The organism is Nostoc sp. JL34, from assembly GCF_017114945.1.
Classification (GTDB): Bacteria; Cyanobacteriota; Cyanobacteriia; order Cyanobacteriales; family Nostocaceae; genus Nostoc.
The window spans coordinates 1-22,665 of record NZ_JABXKQ010000068.1 but is presented as its reverse complement, the minus strand read 5'-3'; the positions used below and the strand labels follow the sequence as shown (position 1 = coordinate 22,665).

Below are 22,665 nucleotides of genomic sequence, written 5' to 3'. Positions count from 1 at the left end.
CCAATCCCCAATCCCCAGTCCCCAGTCCCCAGTCCCCAGTCCCCAATCCCCAATCCCCTTTATTCAATTCGTTTGGGTATTAATTTTTTTGATTAGCTGATCAACTCGCTCAACCATCTCTTTGTTTTCCTCAGCTTGGAATAACTCTCTGGCCTTTTTGAGATTAAAAATAGCTTCTTCTAGCTGTTTTTCTCTTCCCAAAGTAATGCCCAAATTATAGTAAGCATAAGCATAGTTGGGTACGAGGCTAATGGCTTTTTTGTAATGGGCGATCGCTTCTTGAGACTTACCTTGATCGTCCATCGCATTTGCCAAACCTGTGTAAGCTTGCGCGTGTTTCGGATCAAGGCGAATCGCTTCAGTATAATCGGCGATCGCTTCTGCTAGCTTGCCTTGGGCGTATAAAGCACTTGCTAAGTTATAGTGAGCGTCTGCATACTTGGGGGCAAAGCTAATGGCTAATTTATACTGGGCCATAGCTTCTTCTAGTTTACCTTGAGCGTACAGAGCATTTCCCAAGGCGTTATAACCTGCTGGATTTTTCGGATCGAAGCTAATGGCTGCTGTATATTCGGCGACTGCTTCTGCTGATTTTCCTTGAGCATACAAGGCGTTCCCTAAATAATAGTGAGCGTCTGCATACTTGGGATCAAAGTTAATAGCTTGTTTATACTGAGCGATCGCTTCTTCTAGTTTGCCTTGGTCATAGAGAACACTTCCCAAACGTGCGTAAGTTGGGGCATAATCTGGTTTGAGGCGAATAGCTGCTGTATATTCGGTGACTGCTTCTGTGAGCTTGCCTTGAGCATACAGAGCATTTCCTAAGTTATAGTGAGCTTCAGTATAGTTGGGATCGAGGCTGAGGGCTTTTTTATATTGTGCGATCGCAGCTTCTAACTGATTCAGTCTTCCTAAAGTCAAACCCAGATTAAAGTATGCTCCAGAGTCTTTAGGATCAAGGCTAATGGCTTTTTTGTAAATAGCGATCGCTTCTTGGGGTTTGCCTTGATCGTCGAGAGTATTTGCCAAAGCAATATAAGCTTGTGCAAAGTTGGGTTCTAGTTCAATCGCTTTCCGAAAAGCCGCCTCTGCTCCTTTTAAATCTCCTTGTTTATAGAGATTAGTTCCTTGCTCGAAGTTAGCAACTGCGTTTTTTTTCTGAGGAAGTGCTGCTTGATTTGAGTCAGGACTTTTTGATAAAACAACGCCAACATCTTTACCCAAGGCAGTATTCCCATTACTCAAACACAAGCAGATAATAGCCGCTACTAGTTGATTATTGTTTTTCAGCATTTTTATTACCTTATCTGCTTGGTTTACATGTAATATCGAGTTGCGTAGCTTTGGCGGGGTTCTAGCAGAAATTATAAGTGATTAACCTAACTTGATACAAGTGTACTCTTATATAATTGTCCATTTGCACATAATAGATGGAGCTTTATTCCGAGTAAAAAGTCGTTTTTTAGGTAATTGCTGACAGTTTTGTTTCCATAAGTTGAGCAATGGCTGCAATTAATTCTTCTGGGTTCAGAGGTTTAGGTAAATGCATCTGAAACCCAGCTTTTAGGGCTTCTTGCTGGTCATCGTTTCTTGCAAAGGCAGTCAAGGCAATTGCTGGAATTTGTCCACCTTGTTCTGGTGTCAAAGTTCTCACTTGATGTATCAACATATAGCCATCCATATCGGGCATACTAATATCGCTGACCAACACATCTGGCTTTACCTCTGCTAGGGTTTCTAATGCTTCATAAGCCGAAGATACCGCGATCACAAAAGCTCCATCTTGCTCTAATACAAAAGCAACAAAATCTCGCGAATCAATATCATCATCGACAACTAAAACCCGGATGCCAGTCAGGGATAAGGCGTTAGGAGCTAATAATGCAGGGTAGTTTTGTTCATCTGTCAGACTTGGGCTTTCATCTGGCAGAAGCGGTAAGCTAACAGTAAATATTGCCCCTCTACCTTCACCGTGGCTTTCTGCTTTGACCATACCACCATGCATTTCGATGATATTACGCACAATTGCCAATCCCAGTCCTAATCCACCAAAATTTCTCGTAGAGGTGCTATCTGCTTGGCGGAAGTAATCAAATACGAATGGCAAAAAGTCAGCGCTAATTCCCTTACCTGTATCGCTAATTATGATTTGAGCATAACCATCAGCTTGCTCTAGTTGCACTTCTACCTTTCCCCCCTTGGGTGTAAATTTGACAGCATTAGAAAAAAGATTCCAGACGACTTGTTGCAAACGAGTAGAGTCGCCCATAACTTGTCCCACATCCGGTTCAAATGCAGTATTCACCTTAATCAATTTTGTTTGTGCCGCTAATTGCATTGTCTCTAGTGCGGACAATATCGTAGACTCTAGGTTAATCTTCGTAATATTCAGCGTCAGTTTACCCTGTAAAATTCTGGAAATATCCAGCAAGTCCTCAATCAGTTGAACTTGTAAAGTGGCATTTCGCTCGATTGAGGCTAGTGCTTCAGATGTCTTTTTTTGGTCTAATCTGCGAGTTTGCAACAACTTTGACCAGCCGAGAATTGCGTTCAGTGGAGTCCGTAGTTCGTGAGAGAGAACGGCTAAAAATTCATCTTTAATTCGATTGGCTGTTTCTGCTTTTGCTCGTGCTATTTGTTCTAATTCCAGCAGGTGCGCCCGTTCTTCCAGTATTTGTTTTTGTTCGTGGATATCTGTACAGGTTCCAAACCACTTGACTACAAAACCTTGCTCATCTTTGAGCGGTAAACCTCGCGCTAGTTGCCAACGATAGGAGCCATCAACAGCCCGTTTAAAGCGATACTCATTATTATATATAGTGCTATCTTTTACAGCATCCGACCATACCTTATCAGCTCTTTGAACATCATCTGGATGTAATGCAGCTAACCAACCAGAACCCAAAGATTGCTCTAATGTTAGCCCAGTGTAATCGCACCAATTTTGATTAAAAAAATCACATTCACCGTTAGGCTTAGTTGTCCATACAAGTTGAGGAATTGCCTCAGCTAAGTAACGGTAGCGTTCTTCGCTTTGTCGAAGAACTTCTAAGATGCGTTGGCGTTCAAGGATTTCTTGTTGTAATTGCTCGTTAGTTGTGGTAATTTCATTGGTACGAACAGCAACCATTTCTTCCAGATGATTCTGGTATTTTCGCAGTTCTTTCTCTACCCGTAAACGTTCGGCTATTTGTGTTTGAAGTTCTTGATTTCCTTGTTTTAGTTGAGCAGGGCTAGGAAATGCCAGTGCTTGGGGAATTAGAGATACAAGATTTACGGCTGTAATTAAAGATATTGTGGCAGTTACTGCTTTGACAAAACCTGATAACCAATAGGTTGGATGCCAAAGTGTCCAAATCTCTATTAAGTGAGTGGTGCCACAAGCGACGATAAATGCACTGAATAGCAGAAAAATCCAATCAAAGGGCAAATCTTGCCGCTTAATAACAAAGTAAAAGAGTGTAGCTGGAATCGAATAATAAGCTAGTGCAATGAGCGAGTCAGATAATATGTGTAACCAAACTAAATTCGTTTGCCATAGATAGCAGTGTCCATGTGGAATAAATGATCCTGATGTAAAAAAATTAGTCCACAGTTCTGATATTACATCTGACATAAAGACTTGTTTTTGGGAATCTATAAAATCTACTAATATTCTGCCGGAAAATAGGAATGAGGAATGAGTAAACGAACTGCAATCGCGCAGCATATCGGATAAAATAACGCAAATGTCAAAGGGTTCTAAAGGGTTTTTGCATCATGATCATGAATTTTTTAAAAACTGGGATACTCCCTCAGATTACAATTGTAATAGTGATGAAGGTAGTAGTCAAACTTGCGAAAATTGCGGTCATAATTACGGCAGACATTGGTAAAACCCAAAATAAAAACCATTCTCACCAGAATGATGGGAATGGTAAAAAAAATTAGGAGACAGAACAGGAAAATTTAATCTCTGCAATTCTCACTCTACTTAAGAGTAACTTGACTTAGCATTCATTTTATCTAACAGTTGAGTGATTTTTTTAGCTTTTTCAGGTTGGCGCTGTTTTTGTAATAATTCTTTAGCTTGTAGCAAGTTAGTTTTAGCTTCTTCTTCTCGCTCTTGCTGCATGAGAATATTTGCCAGACGCAAGTAAGCATCAGGATTTTTCGGACTGCGGCTAATTACTTCCTGGAATAATTCTGTTGCTTCCTCTACTTGTCCTTGCTGGTTTAAAACATCTCCCAAAAACAAGCGCACCACATCATTAGTAGAGTTGAGGGAAATCACCTTGCGAAAAGCTGCTTCTGCGCCTTGGTAATCTTTTGCTTGGGCAAGATTTATTCCCTTTTGAAACAAGTCTGAAGTAATCAAAGTTTTCCAAGCGAAATAGCCAAGGATTGACAGACTGAGAACAACTACAACAGCAGCGATAATAGAACTAGTGGGAAAGGTTTCTAGCATTGTCTAAGCCAAAAGGCAAGCGATAGGAAAAATCAGATATTCCATAAAAAAGAGTTTCCAGATAAATTGGTAGAATTGAGCGATCGCACTTTTATCTTGTAAGTCTACCGCTAAACTCCGCAACCACAGCCAAACCAACAGCCCCAAATGAGCAACTACTAGGAATATGGGGTTAACTGAGGGGACACGTAGCACCCCAACCAGAATTATTCCCAGATAGCAGACAGTTATGACCCAAAGAGCCAGATTAAACACAGCTTGCGGGCCGAGTTGGAGTGTGAAAGTAGTAATATTGTAGAGGCGATCGCCTTCCATATCGGGGATATCTTTAAAAATGGCGATCGCAAAGGTAAACACCAAAATAAATAACGTCAGCACCCACACCACAGGTGGAATTGTTTGGCTTTGTTGCAATGCCCAACTGTAATGCAGATACAGTCCTAAGTTAACAATCGTACCGCGCACCGAAAAAATACACAGCGCCGCCCAAACGGGAAACTGTTTCAAGCGAATTGGCGGTAAAGAGTAAGCAGTACCAATAGCTAAACTAATCGCCACCATCCCCAATAAGAACGGCCCAGTTAGCCACGCCACAACTAGCGCCAAAATCCCAGTCAAAGCGACAATTAATTGCCCCGTTTGCTGGGAAAACTCACCAGATGCTAGGGGTAAATGAGGTTTATTAATCTTGTCAATTTCAACATCTTCTAATTGATTCAGCCCCACAATGTAGACATTGCCACACAGACAAGCAATCCATGCACCGAAGAAAGGGAGTAAGGAGTTGGCAGTAGGGAATAAGGAATCAGTATGATTACTAATGGCAACGGCAATTAAATATAAACCCAAAACACTCAGACTTGTACCAATAATCGTGTGAGGGCGAGAGAATTTCCAGAAAGCGGATAACCAATTGAAAAATGATGGAACAGGGTTGCCTGGTAAAGGGCTGTTTTGAGAACTTTGGCTCATGAGTAGCTGAGATACAGTATTCTGGCTTGTTGTTAATCATTGTCACAGAATTTGGTCATTAACAAGAGCCAAAGCTTTACATGGTATCTATACAACTCCGATTTTATTTTTGAACATATACGGAGACTGAAAAAACCCTTTTTCTCAGGGTTTTATCTAAAATATTGTTGATAAATCGCACGGGAGTCATTTAAATTACGTATCTTCGCTCTGGAAGTGGGGGCCACTGAAGATTCATTGAAAGAGACGGGAAACTCCATATCCTTGTGGGTGGAGTTTTTCATTTCTTTAGTTTATCTAAAGTCGCATCTAAGTTATCAAATTACCTTCCTAAGATAGAAGCAGCAACTATAAGTTGCCATAGATGAATAAAACCTAACTAACAGCTAATGGCTGCGGAGAACAGAAAAATGGCTAAAGCGCCAGAATCTTTAGACTTATCTACCTACGATGCTACAGACAGAGCCTTAGATCGTGATTGTACAACCTTATCGCGTCATGTGCTTCAACAACTTCAGAGTTTTTCGCCAGATGCACAGGATTTAAGTGCGCTGATGAATCGCATCGCCTTGGCCGGCAAACTGGTGGCTCGTCGCATGAGTCGCGCTGGTTTAATGGAAGGCGTTCTCGGATTTACAGGGGAAGTTAATGTCCAAGGAGAATCCGTCAAAAAGATGGATGTCTATGCCAATGATGTGTTTATCTCAGTGTTTAAGCAAAGCGGCTTAGTCTGTCGCCTCGCTTCTGAGGAAATGGAAAATCCCTACTACATCCCCGAAAATTGCCCCATTGGTCGCTATACCCTGCTGTATGACCCAATTGATGGCTCATCCAACACTGATAACAATCTCAGCTTAGGTTCCATTTTCGCCATTCGCCAACAAGAAGGAACTGATAGCGATGGTAAGGCAACTGACCTCCTCACCAATGGACGTAAGCAGCTTGCTGCCGGATACATCCTTTATGGGCCTTGCACAATGCTGGTTTATACTATAGGTAAGGGGGTTCATTCCTTTGTCCTTGACCCCAGCTTAGGAGAGTTTATTCTCACAGAAGAAAATATCCGCATTCCTAACCACGGGTCTGTTTACAGCGTGAACGAAGGTAACTTTTGGCAGTGGGAAGAATCAATTCGAGAATACATTCGCTACGTTCATCGCACAGAAGGCTACAGCGCTCGTTATAGCGGGGCAATGGTGAGCGACATCCATAGAATTTTGGTTCAAGGCGGCGTGTTTCTCTACCCAGGCACAATTCAAAACCCAGAAGGGAAATTGCGCTTGCTTTATGAAACCGCTCCTCTGGCCTTTTTGATTGAGCAAGCAGGCGGTCGTGCTACTACAGGACTGATGGATATTTTGGATGTAGTGCCGAAAAAACTGCATCAGCGCACACCTTTAATTATTGGTAGCAAAGAGGATGTCGCAAAGGTAGAGTCTTTTATTCAAAACGGACATTAGTGTTAAAAAGCAAAAGATAGGAGAAAAAAAGCTTGTAAATTACACTTTTGAACTTTTTTCAACTGGATAGTTATTTTTGCCATGCTGGACTAGAAGACGGTAACACAAGTATCAAGGATGCATCTAGCATCTGGCATTAATTAAAAGTTAATCATGGTGATTTAGGATTGGGAATGCAGAGTAGCACTTCTTGAAGATGTATTAAAAGATTATCTCAGCTGGCCGATGCGATAAGTGATTGGCAACGCCACAATTCAAAAGTCACCATCAACATTTGATGGGTTTTGCCAACTTCACCATACAGGAGTGAAACAAATTAGAGCTATGCCTACCAATCATCTACTAGAAATTAACCAATACGGTCAAAGTATCTGGATGGATAATTTGACCCGTGACATTATTCAATCAGGCGAACTCAAAGACCTGGTGGAAAATCAAGGCATCTCTGGGATTACCTCTAACCCAGCTATCTTTGAAAAAGCGATCGCTGGTAACGTTATTTATGATGCCGATATCGAAGCCGGAGTTCGGACTAGCTTACCGACATACAAAATTTACGAATCCCTAGTCTTTGCAGATATCCGTAATGCCTGTGATATTTTACGCCCTGTTTATGAAGCCTCGAATAGACTAGATGGTTATGTGAGTATCGAAGTACCACCAACCATTGCCCATGATACTGAAGCAACCATAGCTGAAGCCCGGCGCTATTTTCCAGAAATTGGTCGGGAAAACTTGATGATTAAAATTCCCGGTACAGAACCTGGCTTACCAGCTGTGGAACAGGCGATCGCAGATGGGATAAATGTCAATATTACGCTACTATTTTCTGTAGAAAGCTACATTAACACAGCTTGGGCCTATATTCGGGGCTTAGAAAAACGGGTAGCTGAAGGTCAAGACATCAGTAGAATTGCTTCAGTTGCTAGTTTCTTCCTCAGCCGGATTGATAGCAACATTGACGCCAAAATAGATGCTAAGTTGAAAAAAGGCGTTGATGATATTGCCGTGGAGGCAAAGCTCTTGGCAGTCAAAGGGAAAATAGCGATCGCTAACGCGAAGATAGCGTATCAGGAATACAAGAAAATTATCGAGAGCGATCGCTGGAAAGCTTTGGCAGCAAAAGGAGCTAAAGTACAACGGCTACTTTGGGCTAGCACCAGCACCAAAGACCCCAACTACAGAGACGTGATGTATATCGAAGAGTTGATTGGCCGTGATACCGTCAACACCGTACCACCAGCGACCATTAAAGCTTGTGCCGATCATTGTAACGTCAGCGATCGCTTAGAAACGGATGTAGAAAAAGCTTACACGCTGATCGAAAACCTTAAAGATCCCGACATCAACATCGATCTCGATACCGTAATGGATGAACTGTTAGCCGAAGGTATTGACAAATTCATCCAGCCCTTCCAGTCCTTGATGAACTCTTTAGAAGAAAAGATCAAGGTATTGTCACCAGTGTAGGGACTGGGTATTGGGGAGTAGGGAATGGAGAGTGGGGAGTAAGGCATATCAGGGAAACAAAGGGAATAGCCAATGCCCCATGCCCCATGCCCAATACCCCATGCCCCATGCCCAATGCCCCATGCCCAATCTCAAAATCCAAAATCTCAAACCCCAAATCCAAAATTGTTATGGTTAGTCTGCTAGAAAATCCCTTGCGCGTTGGTCTGCAACAACAAAGGATGCCCGAACCCCAGATTATTGTCATTTTTGGCGCTTCTGGTGATCTCACCTGGCGCAAACTAGTTCCAGCACTTTACAAATTGCGGCGAGAACGGCGCATTCCACCAGAAACTACCATTGTCGGTGTGGCACGTCGAGAATGGAGCCATGAATACTTCCGTGAACAAATGCAAAAGGGCATGGAAGAGGCGCATCCTGATGTCGATTTAGGGGAACTCTGGCAAGACTTCTCTCAAGGTCTGTTCTACAGTCCTGGGGATATAGACAACCCCGAAGGCTACCAGAAACTGAAAAACTTATTGAGTGAATTAGACGAAAAACGGGGCACGCGAGGGAATCGCATGTTCTACCTCTCGGTTGCGCCCTCTTTCTTTCCTGAAGCGATTAAGCAGTTAGGAAGCGCCGGGATGCTAGAAGATGCCTACAAACATCGTCTAGTAATTGAAAAACCCTTTGGTCGGGACTTGGCTTCAGCCCAGAGCCTTAACCAAGTGGTACAGAAATTTTGCAAAGAAAACCAAGTATACCGCATTGACCACTACTTAGGTAAAGAAACAGTCCAGAATTTGCTGGTGTTTCGTTTTGCCAATGCGATTTTTGAGCCGTTGTGGAATCGTCAATTTGTTGACCACGTACAAATTACCGTAGCAGAAACCGTGGGAGTGGAAGACCGGGCTGGTTACTATGAAAGCGCCGGCGCACTAAGGGATATGTTGCAAAATCACCTCATGCAACTTTACTGCTTAACGGCGATGGAAGCACCCAACGCAATGGATGCTGACAGCATCCGCACAGAAAAAGTGAAGGTACTCCAAGCTACTCGTCTAGCTGATGTTCACAATCTGTCGCGGTCAGCAGTCCGTGGTCAGTACAGTGCTGGCTGGATGAAGGGGGAAGCAGCGCCAGGGTATCGCACAGAACCAGGCGTTAATCCCAACTCCACCACACCTACCTACGTCGCAATGAAGTTTTTGGTAGATAACTGGCGCTGGAAAGGTGTACCTTTCTACTTGCGTACCGGGAAGCGGATGCCGAAAAAAGTCAGTGAGATTTCCATTCACTTCCGCGAAGTTCCGTCTCGGATGTTTCAATCTGCCGCCCAACAGACAAACGCCAATATTTTGACGATGCGGATTCAGCCGAATGAAGGTATTTCCCTGCGTTTTGATGTGAAAATGCCGGGTGCAGAATTCCGTACCCGTTCCGTTGACATGGACTTTAGTTATGGTTCCTTTGGCATCCAAGCAACATCTGATGCCTACGATCGCTTATTCCTTGATTGTATGATGGGCGATCAAACATTGTTCACCCGCGCCGACGAAGTAGAGGCAGCTTGGCAGGTAGTAACGCCAGCCCTTTCCGTTTGGGATGCACCTGCCGACGCAAATACTATTCCCCAGTATGAAGCTGGAACCTGGGAACCAACAGAAGCAGAATTCTTAATTAACCAGGATGGTCGTCGCTGGCGCAGACTGTAAATATTAGTCATTAGTCATTAGTCACTAGTAAAAACAAATGACAAATGACGAATGACAAAATCCAAAATCCAAAATCCAAAATCCAAAACTTCCTATGGCTCCCCAAGCTTCTACAATTTATTCACTTCAGGCGCCAAAAGATATTTCGCTTAACGAAATAGATACGGAACTGAATCAAATTTGGCAAAGTTACGGCATTACTGGCGAGGACGGTGGACTTCCTGCTGCTACTAGGGCCACAACATTTACCTTAGTGGTTTACGAACCCGAAGAAACCCAGTATCTATTGGCTACTTTGGGATTTTACAACGGCCCACTTGATGGGATTTTAGGGCCTCAGATGGAAGCTGCCTTGCGGCAAGTGCAGACAAAATATGCACTGCCAGATACTGGAACAGCAACACCTGAAACCCTGGCTATCTTGAGAGAAGAATTCATCAAACGTCAAGGAAACGGGGCTACGGGAGACAATGGGTCTATTGAACTTCCCAGCTTAAGCTTAAATGCCCCAAGCCCCAGAATTGCCGACGAAATCGCCCTCCGCAACCCTTGCCGGATCATTGCCCTATTTCCGATTACTGGCGAAGATGAAGGGGTCAAGGCTCAGGTTTCTGCCTATTGTCCAATCCAAAAGCAATCGTCAAGTACACTAATTTGCTGCGAATACATCACTCTTAGTGGTACTGCTGCTGCCTTGGAACGCATAGGTGGCATGATTCCAGCATTATTAATTGGTGGCTTACCAAAGTTTCTGTGGTGGAAAGCAACACCAGTCCCCAACAACGCTCTATTTAAGCGCCTGGCAGCAGTCTGCAATAATGTGATTGTGGATTCTTGCCGCTTTAACGAGCCAGAAAGTGACTTACTCCGCCTCCAAGAATTAGTGGAAAGTGGGGTTCCCTTGGCTGACCTCAACTGGCGTCGCCTTTCAGCATGGCAGGAATTGACAGCTGAAGCCTACGACTCTCCTCATCGTCGGGCTGCTCTTCGGGAAGTTGACCGAGTAACTATTGATTACGAAAAAGGCAACCCCGCACAAGCATTGCTATTTTTGGGTTGGTTGGCAAGTCGTCTAGAATGGCAGCCAGTTTCCTATCAAAAGGAAACCGGAGATTATGACATCACTCGCATTAACTTTATTGCCCAAGACCAACGGCAAGTAGAAGCCGAATTAGCGGGTGTTCCCCTTGCTGATGTGGGTGAAATTGCAGGCGACTTGATTGCCCTGCGCCTCAGTTCGACAAATCCCAAGGCCGACTGTGGTACAGTAATTTGCTCGGAAACTGGTGGTTGTATGCGGATGGAAACCCACGGTGGTGCCCAATCTGCCGGTTTGTTTCAACAGGTGACTTCACTTTCGGAACAAAAGGCGGAAGCATTGCTAAGTCAGCAGGTGCAACGCTGGGGCCGCGAGTCACTTTTTGAAGAAAGCCTGGGAGTGACAGCGAATATTTTCAAATTGGGAGTTTAAAAGAGAGACGCGATTAATCGCGTCTGTACAGGAGTTATAATTCATAACTTCTCACTCTCAACTGTTAACTTTTTTTATGGCTTTAGTCATCGCAGGAGAACGTAGTGGGGTGGGCAAGACAACAGTCACGCTCACCCTTTTAGCATCTTTACGCCGTCGCGATCGCTTGGTGCAATCTTTCAAGGTGGGCCCAGACTACATTGATCCGATGTTTCATCAGCATGTAACTGGGCGTGCTTGTCGGAATTTAGACCCCGTACTGACTTCCGAAGCCTACGTTCAGCAATGTTTTGCCCATCATAACCAACTGAGTGAATATGCTCTCGTGGAAGGAGTAATGGGGTTGTTTGATGGAATTGGGCATCGGGAATGGGGCATGGGGCATGGACAAGAAAAGCAAAAATCAACAGACTTTGCAAGTACTGCACACATTGCGCGGCTGTTAGATTTACCTGTAGTGTTGGTGATTGATTGCAGTCGTTTATCTGGTTCTGTAGCTGCGATCGCTCACGGCTATCGATCTTTTGATCCCCGAATTAAAATAGCTGGGGTAGTATTAAATCGCGTAGGGAGCGATCGCCATCTCTCTCTCCTCAAAGATTCCCTAGAACCCCTACAATTACCCATTCTCGGCACATTGCGCCGTCAAGATAACATCACAATTCCCGATCGCCATTTGGGTTTAGTACCCACCGCCGAACTTCCCGAACTCAACGCTTTAATCGATCGCCTCGCCGATTTAGGAGATACTTGCTTCGACTGGCAACGCTTATTACCCCTGTTAAAATCAAAATCTCTGCCTCATTCTCCTCATCTCCCTCATCCCCCCTCATCCTCCGTCAGGATCGCCATTGCCCGCGATCGCGCTTTTAATTTTTACTACCAAGACAATCTCGATTTGCTGCAACAGCTTGGCGCAGAACTGGTTTTCTGGAGTCCCTTAGAAGATGCTGGCATCCCCAAAAATGTGCAGGGAATGTATTTCGGGGGTGGTTTCCCGGAAGTTTTTGCCCAGCAATTAGCAGAAAATTCCAGTGTTCGTGAGGCTGTGAAAACGGCAATACTTAAAGGAATGCCCACAATTGCCGAATGCGGAGGATTGATGTATTTGTGTGAGCAAATTATCGATTTTGAAGGAAAATCTTGGCCAATGGCGGGAGTTTTACCGACATCCACTATGATGGGTGGGCGTTTAACTTTAGGGTATCGTCGTGCAGTAGCTTTGCAAGATAATCTGTTAGTTAAGGCAAATACAACTGTTTACGGACATGAGTTTCATCGTTCTCATTTAACCTTAACTCCCACTCAACCCCTGTTTAAAACTTCTCGCTACGATTGTGAGGAAAATATGGGATGCGAAGGATGGGGTTTACCTGCAAATGTTCATGCTTCTTATGTTCATCTGCATTGGGGAGAAAGTAGAGAAATTCCCCAACGATTTCTTAAAGAATGTCTGAAAGTAGCATCTTCAGCAACGTAGATTTAAGCCAGCACCAAGTTATATCGTGTCCGGTTCAAGACTTATCATTAAGACGGCAGGGGAGCAGGGGGCAGGGGGCAGGGAGCAGGGGGAAAGAGGGTTTCCTGGTTTTTGCACAGATGCGGGAATTATAACTAATTAGGTGGACATGATATAACCACGTCTAGAAATTTTCTTATATTATGTCCAGTTCAATACAAGTAAATTGCGAGCGATCGCCTTTAGCAGTGATTGCTAATGCCCAGTAGCTAACTTAGACGCTAAACTACTGCGGCAAGCAGGCTGTAGATTTACATAGCTGCGAGATTATTGTCGAAAGTGCGATGGATGCCGGAACTAGCTTTACCGTCATCTGCCATTTTCGATAAGTTTGCATATATAGCGGCTTGCACTCAGAATTTTGCTGCGCTCCAATTCGATATTCAAAAGTGAATTTACAACAATACCAGCATCTAGGATTAATTAATCGTTGCATTTTCAGAAAACTTCATGGGGCTTTTGAGTGAGAAATTAGAGTTAGAATTCCTCCTGGCTCGTAAATACCCAAATAAGAGGGTATTACACGCGATTATGAATAGCTATCTCTTTAGTCAGTAGTAAAGTTTATAATTAAGTTTTAAATAATACAAAAAATATTTTAGCATCTTGATATACATATAAAAAAAGAGGAATTAAATTTGACCACTTTAGAATTTTCATTACTAGTTTGGATTGGTTCATTTAGCGCTGGCTTGTTAGGAGCGCTAACTGGGCTAGGAGGTGGAGTAGTAATAGTTCCCTTATTAACTTCGGTATTTGGCGTTGATATTCGATACGCTGTTGGTGCTTCACTGGTATCTGTAATCGCTACTTCTTTGGGTGCAGCATCTACCTATATTAAAAAAGGCTATACCAATTTGCGATTAGGAATGTTTTTAGAAGTAGCGACAACCATTGGTGCGATCGCAGGAGCAATGATTGCTACTTTTGTTTCTGTGAAAGCCCTCACTATCGTGCTAGCGATCGTCCTGATTTATTCAGCATACCTTTCACAACGACCTAGAATAGAACATGCTGAAGATGAAGCAACAGATCCCATAGCAAATTATCTAAAACTAAATAGCAGTTATCCAACTCCTGATGGACTGATGTCTTATCAAGTTCATTCAGTACCAATGGGGTTTGGTGTGATGTTAATAGCTGGGGTGCTTTCTGGTTTGCTTGGTATTGGTTCCGGGGGATTCAAGGTATTGGCGATGGATCAAGCCATGCGTCTACCCTTTAAAGTTTCTACCACCACTAGCAATTTTATGATCGGTGTGACAGCCGCCGCATCAGCCGGGGTTTACTTAGCACGTGGCTACATTGATCCAGGACTATCGATGCCAGTGATGTTGGGGGTATTACCTGGTGCTTTCTTGGGCGCACAAGTCCTAACAAACGCTAAAACGCAAATTTTGAGAATTATCTTCAGTCTTGTGCTAGTGGTAATGGCTTTAAAGATGGTCTACAACAGTTTAATAGGGGGGCTATAAAATGTATAAATTTAATAGTGGCTTTCGCTGGACATTCCTGGCACAGTCTGATAGCGAAGTGGTTACACTAACCTTACCGCAACAAGACCCAGATTCTAACATCCAACAATTAGAACAGCGCCCTAGCATAGTAGCAAAATTGCCTAATAGCTGTGAGATTGATGCTAACAAGAGTGTGACAAAAACATCAAGTGAGCAGCAATTGGAATATTTGCTCAGTAACCTCATGAAATATGGCGTTCTGATAGCTAGTGCTATCGTTTTGCTGGGGGGTATACTCTACTTAATTCATCACGGTGCTGAACCTGTGGCATATCACTTTTTTCGGGGAGAACCATCAGAATTTCGCTCACCATTAGGTATAGTAAAAGCAGTTTTATCAGGTAGCGATGCCTACGGCGGGCTACGCCTACGCAGCATTATTCAATTCGGACTTTTATTACTAATTGCTATTCCAATTCTGCGCGTTTTTATTTCCCTATTGGCTTTCCTAATACAGCGAGAATTTATCTATGTGATTGTTACTTTATTAGTAATGACTAGTCTGATTTACAGTCTTGTCGGAGCATATTATTAGTAATATTTTCAAAGATTCAGGGGAAAATTTCACCTTTTCCCCTGAATTAAAAAGTATTGATATGTACCCATAAATAAATTTTCAGCCCGATTACGAACCTTGTAAAAGCTCATTAATTGAACTTATACTCTGTTTGATTTGTTCTGTCAGAGAAGTTCTTAATAAGTCAAGGGTTCCGGCTGAAAAATTGAGTAATCCCAAAGCATAGAATAGGCTTGAAATACCAATAAGTAGAGCCAAAACTCTCCCAAAAAAGCCGGGATTAATTTCAATAAAAGCTAATTTAGATTTTCCGATGACAGCAATCGTTATAAAAACAATTCCTGCTATTAAAAAACTGTTATTTGGAGTTAAGTCTGTCATTTTCCGATTCAGAATACCTCAGTACTTTTATTGTAGCTATTATTAGTTCAAGTTTTTACATCGGCTATATGCAAAAACAGAAAAATTTTGCTATTCAACATTTACCCATTCCACCCTAAGAAGGTTCTGGCTATTGCAGTATCGCTGTTGGATATCATCGTGTGCGAGGATTTTGAAACTTATTGAGCAATAAATAGCGATGATTGCCTCACTTGTCTATAAATCGTTCTATTTTGCTCAGATATCTCAGGAAAAACCCAGATTTTGCCAGAAGTGAACTGACTCGTGCCTGTCTGGTAAAAATCAGTTCTTGTTAAATTGCAGCTGATTTAAACCTCAATTTTACTTTATTACTATTTTGCTGAAACTATTCATTGGTAAAACTTTCAGCATCAAAAAACCAAAATCTCATCACTCCTGCACTAGACTTTGATTTAGTTTATATATTAAACTACACTAAGACGAGAGGAATAGTGGATTTTTATGGAAAGCGTCCAAAACGTTAGTCAAGAGTTGAATGTAACAGGAGATACAGCACAAGAGCAATTACAACAGTCTTCTCCAGAAGAGTTGAAAAAAGACATTTTCAAAAAACTCAGAGGTGGGTTTTTTCTAGTACTGGGATATTTATTGTCACCACTGTGTTGGTGGAATGACTTACTATTTAATCTGCCAATAGCTTATGGTTTTGGGTATGCATGTAGTTTACTTTCCCCAAAATTACTTCTCCCTTGTTCAATTATAGGGTACTGGCTCTCTAATATTGTGGGAATTCTGTTGATGCAATTCGGTTCTAAGGACATTTTTCAAAAAGAACCTCAAGAGCATAATCTCAAAAAAGAACTAGTCACAGGTCTAATTTCTTCAACAGTTTATACCCTGTTGATTATACTATTGATCCAGTTGAAGATTCTCGATTCTCCCATTTTATTCTCTAACAGTTAATTTGGTTGATCGCCTTTCTACAAATGAATCGATTGTAGGGATGCACATCTGTACATCCCTATGTATAAATAGATATTTTCTGAAAAATAAGCTCAATTTTTATCAAATTTTAGAATTTCACTTAAATTAAACAATTTTGGAGCCTCCTTACTGACAATTAATGGCAGCTTACCATTCCATTTTTCTATTGCTTGCCTTTGCAGTATTTCTGGAGTTAAACCGTCACGTAATAATCTATTTGCCTCAGCCTCTCCTTTCGCTAAATTAACTTTTGCCTCAGCCTGTTTTGTTGCTTTCAGTGCGATAAACTCTGCTCGTTTTGCTTCTTGTTCAGCAATCTGTTTCGCCTCCACCGCCTCACCAAATCGTTCTGAAAAATGGACATGAACTAGAGAAATATCATCAACTGCAACGTGATAGCTACCCAGTCGTGTAGACAATGCATCATCTATTCCAACCTTGACTTCTCCTCGTTTAGTAATAATTTCTTCAGCAGTATACTTTGCTATCACTGCTTTTAGCACTTCTTCAACTGCTGGATTAATAATCCGCATAACTATATCTTGTTCATCTCCAATTTCTTGGAAAATGGCATTTGCTTCCTGGGGAATAATATGCCAATTGAGAGCAACATCAGTGAAAACATTTTGTAAATCTTTAGAAGAAGCTTCATCTGAAATTTCCTGTTTTTGCACGCGAATACTCAACTTTTTCACAGTATTGACTACAGGAATAATTAAGTGAAGTCCTTCTCCTAATATTTGGTTTTGTACTTCACCAAATTTCATCAATACACCACGTTCACCTGCATTTACAATCACACAAGGCGTCAGAAAGAGAGTTATCAAAAACAAAAGAGCAGTCAGTTTACCGGCACTGTTAAAAGTTGTATTTTTTTTCATCTGTGTGAAACATATATGCGTCTTGCATAGAGACACATATTTAGCAGTTGTAAGCTTCTTCCCGTCATCCTCTTATAACTTTAGCTCTAAGTCAATTTTTATCTCACTCTAGCCAAGGTATTACCAATACATAGTAAGTCCCTGACTGAGCAGTTAATGTGTAGAATATACAGGCATATAGTCAGCTACTAATGTGTACTTTACTACCCCAGTTTGGAGCTAGTGAAGGTTAAGGTAGCTTTATATTTACCTAAATTACTGTAATAATATCGAAAAAGTGTAGTATTTGAAAAGGTAAGTTTGCTCTTAATTGAGTAAAGCCGCAGGGCAAATCACACTGCTCCAACCTATGTATTACATTTAGCTCGTCTTTTTGTTTACCAAACTCATCAGCTGCTTATCCAAACTGATAAGGTAATCTTTACCGTAAGTCCCATTCTCTAAGCCTGTAACGAGATGATTGGGAATGTCTTGTGTAATTTCCTCGCTACAAGAACCAGCTGCTAGGGCGATCGCAGCTACTGTATCGACATCCCCGGTAAAAGCGATACAATCTTGCAAAAGTTCGCTCATACTGTCCTTTCGCATCACCGCAGTAATCGCTGCCCTGACACTCATCCAGCCTTGGGACTTTACCTTACCTTCCCACGGTTTAGACCATTCACCAGATACATAACCTTCTAGAAATAGTCCTAATTCACGCTTTGCTCCTAGTCGATAGATAAAATAATGTGACATTAAGGCAGCTGCAACGGCAGCATTAATCCCATCGGGTGTATTGTGGGTAATTGCCGCTTGAATTGTTGCTGCCTCAATGACTTTTTCTGGTGTCGGATAGATGCCTATGGGCGCTGCACGCATCGCTCCCCCGCTTTTGTCACTATCAGGGTTAATTTTGCTTAAAAACTCTTCTCCATCTTGAATTTCTCCCAGAAAATCGTAGAACTTTCTAGAATAACCCTCTCTCTCATCACGCTTGAAGGCTCTAACAAAGCTATCGGCTAAAACTTCTGGCGTCCACGGTGCTTGAGCAACAATCACTTCTGCAATGGCAATGCTCATCTGGGTGTCATCAGTATAGCTGCCAGGAATGAGTCGAAAACGCGGATGCTCGACGTATCGACTCAAATCGTTGTTAACGATCATCTCATCAGCATATTCAAAGCCTGCACCGTAGGCATCTGCGATCGCTAACTCTAGCAGCATATTGGTATTAAATTAAAAACGGACGCGCCAGAAAAAAGCTAGAAACTGATTTAGCATCTACCGGTTCTCCCTCCAGAATCGCTTTCTCCAATTCTTCGGGAGTCAAAAACACAGTTTCGATATCTTCGTCTCCATCTTGTGGTGGTGGTGTCTCCAGCTTTTCCAAATCTCGCGCCAGAAAAGCATAGATAATTTCATCAGAATAGCCGGGAGCTAAGAAAAATTCGCCTAGTTTATCCCATTTTTTGGCACTATAACCAGTTTCTTCTTCAATCTCACGCTGTATTGTCTCTAAAGGTTCTTCATTTGCTTCCACAGTTCCCGCCGGAAATTCTAATATTCGTCCCTGAATTGCAAAACGATACTGGCGCACCAGCACAAGTTTACCCTCTGGCGTCACCGGCACAGCTAAAGCACCACCAGGGTGACGAATACATTCCCATTCTCCTTCCGATTTATTAGGTAAACGCAAGCGATTAACTTCAAAATCAAACTTACGTCCTTTATAAAACAGGCGCTGTTTTAGCAGTTGTGGTAATTCTCTACCTAATGGCATAGTAAAATCTGATTATCTGTGAATACAGAGGCAAAATCAGTGTTCTTTTACTCTTAAGGATGGTATTTTTAATTGCCCATCCATAAATGTACATCTGAACAGTCTACCTCTTTCAGCAGTTCTTTAATAACACACCCAGAAACTGGTTCTATCCAATCTGCGGCAATTTCTGCCAATGGTACTAACACAAAGGCCCGATCCCGCATTCGTGGGTGGGGAATCTGGAGGTTTGGTGTATCCACAACAATGTCATCATATAATAACAAATCCAAATCTAGAATTCGTGGCCCCCAGCGTTCCTGACGCACTCGCCCAAATTGTTGTTCAATTCCTAACAAAATTTTTAATAACTGCTGGGCTGTGATTTCTACTTGCAATGTGACGCAGCCATTTAGGTAATCTGGCTGTGGTGGCCCGACAGCTTTGGTTTGATACCAATTGGATCTAGCTTCTAAGGAAATACCTGGCGTTTGGGCTAAAGTTTCTATAGCTGCTTCCAAAATTGTTTGTGAATCGCCGATATTACTACCAAGAGCAAGGGCGCTTCGTCTGGGTTTTGCGTAGGCGGAGCTAATTGTAGGCATCGCACTCTCCTTAAGTAAGCCGTTTTCTGGCTGTCTTTGTGGATACTTCGCTGCACCTGTTCCAGAAAATGCCAATCGTTTTTATATTGCGAATATTTAGAGAAATTGCAGTTGTTTTACAAAACTAAATTAACCAAATCTAAAAAACATTATTTTATGGTGAATTTAGTTAATTATTTATAGGATATTATACTAACACAATGGTGGTACACTAACCCCAAAGTTGATTGATGATGGTTATATAGTTACTACTTTGAGCGAGGAACTGACGTGGGGAAGCTTACCTCCTGGTTCAAGCGAAGACCAACTAATTTGAGTGACTCTGGACAAGGAGGAACAAATGAGAGCTTACCACCAGCACATGTGGCGCAGACGAGGCAGTTACTGAGCAAAATGAAAATTTTACCATCTAGGATGAAGGCCAATCAGGCAACTGGCGGTAAACCACTCTATCGTCGCATCTGGTTTTGGGCAGGCTTGGGTATAGGTGGTGGGATAGTTGCTTTGATCTACGGCGTCAGTTTAATAGATCGAACTTTGCCAGATCAGGCGGAGTTGAATGCCGTACTTAGAGAGCAAACACTAACCATCAAAGCCGCTGATGGCACTATATTACAACAACAAGGTGAAGCGACTAGAGAACAGTTAAAGCTGGAACAAATACCAGATAATTTAAAAAAAGCTTTCATCGCCTCAGAAGATAGAAGATTTAAGCAACACAACGGAGTTGATCCGCAAGGGATTGTAAGAGCGGGTTTGAATAATTTGCGATCGCAAGGTGTGGTTGAAGGTGGTAGCACCATTACCCAACAGTTAACGCGGATTCTCTTTTTGAAACAAGAACAGACAATCTGGCGCAAACTCAAGGAAGTCCGCCTAGCACAAAAAATGGAGCAAGAATTAACCAAAGATCAGATTCTAGAGCGTTACTTGAATCTGGTTTATTTGGGTTCTGGAGCTTACGGTGTGGCAGATGCAGCCTGGGTATACTTTAGTAAATCACCAGACCAGCTTTCTCTAGCAGAAATGGCAACGATTGCTGGATTAGCTCCTGCTCCTAGCTTATACGCCCCAGACAAGAATCCCGAAGCGGCAATTCGGCGAAGAAATCTGGTATTGCTACGGATGCAAGAAGATAAAGTAATTACACCAGAGCAAAGGCAAGCAGCAGTCCAAGAGCCACTAACCCTCAAAAGCAGTTTACCCAAGCGCGTGCAAGTAGAATCACCCTACTTTACCAGCTTCATCCAAAAGGAATTGCCGAAGTACGTTTCTCCTAACGTGCTAAAAAGTGGGGGTCTAGTAGTAGAAACTACACTGAATCCGACTTGGCAGAAAGTCGCAGAAGAAGCAGTTGCCAAAACACTGCGAAACCAAGGACGCTGGGAGAACTTTAAGCAAGGGGCAATGGTAGCCATTGACCCCCGCAGTGGTGAAATTAAGGCAATGGTTGGGGGAAAAGACTTTGGAAAAAATCAATTTAATCGGGTTACTCAGGCACAACGGCAGCCAGGATCGACATTTAAAGGGTTTGTATATGCCACTGCGATCGCAAGCGGTAAAAGCCCCTACGATAGCTACGAGGATGCGCCCTTTGTCGTAGATGGCTATGAACCGAAAAACTATAGTGAAAACTTCCACGGTTCAATGAACATCCGAGACGCCCTCACCCGCTCTGTGAATATTATTGCAGTCAAGGTGTTGATTGATGTGGGGTTTACGCCAACGATTAAACTTGCCCATGATATGGGAATAAAATCTGAACTCAAGCCCACCTATTCCTTGGCTCTCGGCTCGAATGAAGTGAATCTATTAGAGTTGACCAGCGCTTATGGGAGTTTTGCAACTCTTGGATTGCACACAGAGCCTCATGGCATTACCCGCATCCTCAACCGCCAAGGTAAGGTGATTTGGTCAGCTAATTTTAAGTCAAAACGGGCCCTTGACGCTGACAGTGCCGCCATCATGACTTGGATGCTCCGCAACGTCGTCGAAGCGGGGACTGGTGGTGCTGCTCAATTAGATAATAGACCAGTTGCTGGCAAAACTGGCACCTCCGACGAAGCCCGCGATTTATGGTTTATTGGTTACATTCCCCAAATGGTGACAGGGGTTTGGCTAGGTAACGATGACAACCGCCCCACTTATGGTAGTAGTGGTAGTGCGGCTTACACCTGGCACGAATTTATGGAAAAAGCGGCAGAGGGGATGCCAGTAGAAAAGTTTCCCAAACGACCAAAGTTAGAAGGTCGCAAAGGTACTATCAAAGCCCAGACCATTAAACCCAAACAAGTCCTGAATCGTTCTATATCCTCTGATGATGATGACTCACAAGGTGAAACTGCTAGAAATTCTGAGGATAGTAGTTCATCTAGGAGCCGTAGAAGCAGAAGGAGATATTCTCAAGAAGAACAGGAATCAAGCAACTATACCCCAAGACGGAGAAGGCGCGATCGCAGCGAAGAATCCCGTTCCAGTGACTCTTCCTCAGAATCATCGACTCCACGGCGGCGCTCTAGAAGAGTAGAGTCTGATTCTCCCCCGCCTCGAAGAACTCGGCGAGAGTCGTCTCCCACAAATAGTTCTGGTTCTTCAGGTTCTTCATCGTCACAACCATCCTGGCGGGATAGACTTAGACCTCCTCAGCAATGAGGAATGAGGAGTGGGCAAAACAGTTCTGAGTTCCAAGTTTTGAGTTTTGAGTCAAGAAGTGAGATTCCTCACTCAGCACGAGCTAAACCTTAGCTATCCGCTAACCACACTCAAAACTCAACTACAGATGGATGTTAGGTGATACGCTCATCTTATAATGTGTTAAATAGTGTTACCTAACTGTGGAGAATATACTCATGAATTTATTTTTTATGCAAACAGCAGCACCAGCTATAGATGCTGCCCCTCATTTTCCCGTTGCTTTTACCTTGGTGTATGTCGTTGGTTTTATTGCCGCTGTCACCATTGGGTCAATAGCTTGGTACAACTCGAAACGCCCCGCAGGTTGGGAAAGCAAAGAACGTC

The 22,665-nt window shown here is 42.8% G+C and carries 18 protein-coding genes; 9 read left to right on the top strand and 9 right to left on the bottom strand.

The features are described from left to right. Positions 1-63 precede the first annotated feature (63 nt). The 4 genes from HWQ44_RS14280 to HWQ44_RS14265 form a co-directional block, all read right to left on the bottom strand. Positions 64-1,293: a tetratricopeptide repeat protein gene (locus HWQ44_RS14280; protein WP_292719565.1), complete on the bottom strand. Its 1,230-nt coding sequence runs from the start codon at positions 1,291-1,293 to the stop codon at positions 64-66. 169 nt (positions 1,294-1,462) lie between these two features. Continuing rightward, entirely contained in the window at positions 1,463-3,616 is a 2,154-nt protein-coding gene (locus tag HWQ44_RS14275) for a hybrid sensor histidine kinase/response regulator (protein ID WP_292719563.1), read from the bottom strand. 357 nt (positions 3,617-3,973) lie between these two features. Further along, on the bottom strand, positions 3,974-4,447 hold the full coding sequence (locus HWQ44_RS14270; protein WP_292719561.1) for a tetratricopeptide repeat protein: 474 nt from the start codon (positions 4,445-4,447) through the stop codon (positions 3,974-3,976). Positions 4,448-4,450: 3 nt separating this feature from the next. Beyond that, positions 4,451-5,419: a homogentisate phytyltransferase gene (locus HWQ44_RS14265; RefSeq protein WP_292719559.1), complete on the bottom strand. Its 969-nt coding sequence runs from the start codon at positions 5,417-5,419 to the stop codon at positions 4,451-4,453. Between the two features lie 410 nt (positions 5,420-5,829). On the opposite strand from HWQ44_RS14265, the gene fbp reads away from it, so the two are divergent. From fbp to HWQ44_RS14230, 7 genes are all read left to right on the top strand, one after another. Beyond that, positions 5,830-6,879 carry a class 1 fructose-bisphosphatase gene (fbp, locus tag HWQ44_RS14260; protein WP_292719557.1) on the top strand — a complete coding sequence of 350 codons (1,050 nt, stop codon included), beginning with the start codon at positions 5,830-5,832 and terminating at the stop codon, positions 6,877-6,879. A gap of 324 nt (positions 6,880-7,203) precedes the next feature. After that, positions 7,204-8,349 carry a transaldolase gene (gene tal, locus HWQ44_RS14255; protein ID WP_292719555.1) on the top strand — a complete coding sequence of 382 codons (1,146 nt, stop codon included), beginning with the start codon at positions 7,204-7,206 and terminating at the stop codon, positions 8,347-8,349. 170 nt (positions 8,350-8,519) lie between these two features. Beyond that, on the top strand, positions 8,520-10,049 hold the full coding sequence (gene zwf / locus HWQ44_RS14250; RefSeq protein ID WP_292719553.1) for a glucose-6-phosphate dehydrogenase: 1,530 nt from the start codon (positions 8,520-8,522) through the stop codon (positions 10,047-10,049). Between the two features lie 94 nt (positions 10,050-10,143). Then, on the top strand, positions 10,144-11,520 hold the full coding sequence (gene opcA / locus HWQ44_RS14245; protein WP_292719551.1) for a glucose-6-phosphate dehydrogenase assembly protein OpcA: 1,377 nt from the start codon (positions 10,144-10,146) through the stop codon (positions 11,518-11,520). Between the two features lie 76 nt (positions 11,521-11,596). Continuing rightward, complete coding sequence (locus HWQ44_RS14240; protein ID WP_292719550.1) at positions 11,597-13,000, top strand: cobyrinate a,c-diamide synthase; 1,404 nt, start codon at positions 11,597-11,599, stop codon at positions 12,998-13,000. 677 nt (positions 13,001-13,677) lie between these two features. After that, complete coding sequence (locus HWQ44_RS14235) at positions 13,678-14,514, top strand: sulfite exporter TauE/SafE family protein (protein ID WP_292719549.1); 837 nt, start codon at positions 13,678-13,680, stop codon at positions 14,512-14,514. 1 nt (position 14,515) lies between these two features. Further along, positions 14,516-15,091 (top strand): DUF1634 domain-containing protein, encoded by a 576-nt coding sequence (locus HWQ44_RS14230; protein WP_292719548.1) that lies wholly within the window; start codon positions 14,516-14,518, stop codon positions 15,089-15,091. A gap of 90 nt (positions 15,092-15,181) precedes the next feature. Here HWQ44_RS14230 and HWQ44_RS14225 read toward each other — a convergent pair whose 3' ends face one another. Then, on the bottom strand, positions 15,182-15,454 hold the full coding sequence (locus HWQ44_RS14225; protein ID WP_292719547.1) for a hypothetical protein: 273 nt from the start codon (positions 15,452-15,454) through the stop codon (positions 15,182-15,184). A 483-nt stretch (positions 15,455-15,937) separates the two neighbouring features. On the opposite strand from HWQ44_RS14225, the gene HWQ44_RS14220 reads away from it, so the two are divergent. Beyond that, positions 15,938-16,399, top strand: a complete 462-nt coding sequence (locus HWQ44_RS14220) for a hypothetical protein (RefSeq protein ID WP_292719545.1) — start codon at positions 15,938-15,940, stop codon at positions 16,397-16,399. Between the two features lie 92 nt (positions 16,400-16,491). Here HWQ44_RS14220 and HWQ44_RS14215 read toward each other — a convergent pair whose 3' ends face one another. The 4 genes from HWQ44_RS14215 to folK form a co-directional block, all read right to left on the bottom strand. Then, complete coding sequence (locus tag HWQ44_RS14215) at positions 16,492-17,301, bottom strand: prohibitin family protein (RefSeq protein WP_292719543.1); 810 nt, start codon at positions 17,299-17,301, stop codon at positions 16,492-16,494. 360 nt (positions 17,302-17,661) lie between these two features. Beyond that, a complete protein-coding gene (locus tag HWQ44_RS14210; protein WP_292719541.1) occupies positions 17,662-18,507 on the bottom strand; it encodes an ADP-ribosylglycohydrolase family protein in 846 nt (281 codons plus the stop codon). A gap of 7 nt (positions 18,508-18,514) precedes the next feature. Continuing rightward, positions 18,515-19,063: an NUDIX hydrolase gene (locus tag HWQ44_RS14205; protein WP_069074689.1), complete on the bottom strand. Its 549-nt coding sequence runs from the start codon at positions 19,061-19,063 to the stop codon at positions 18,515-18,517. 68 nt (positions 19,064-19,131) lie between these two features. Then, the gene (gene folK / locus HWQ44_RS14200) at positions 19,132-19,647 is read right to left on the bottom strand and encodes a 2-amino-4-hydroxy-6-hydroxymethyldihydropteridine diphosphokinase (protein WP_292719537.1); all 516 of its coding nucleotides are present in this window, start codon (positions 19,645-19,647) and stop codon (positions 19,132-19,134) included. Positions 19,648-19,917: 270 nt separating this feature from the next. Here folK and HWQ44_RS14195 point away from each other — a divergent pair, with 270 nt between their 5' ends. After that, positions 19,918-22,299, top strand: coding sequence for a transglycosylase domain-containing protein (locus HWQ44_RS14195; protein WP_292719536.1), 2,382 nt, complete (start codon positions 19,918-19,920; stop codon positions 22,297-22,299). Positions 22,300-22,665: the final 366 nt, after the last annotated feature.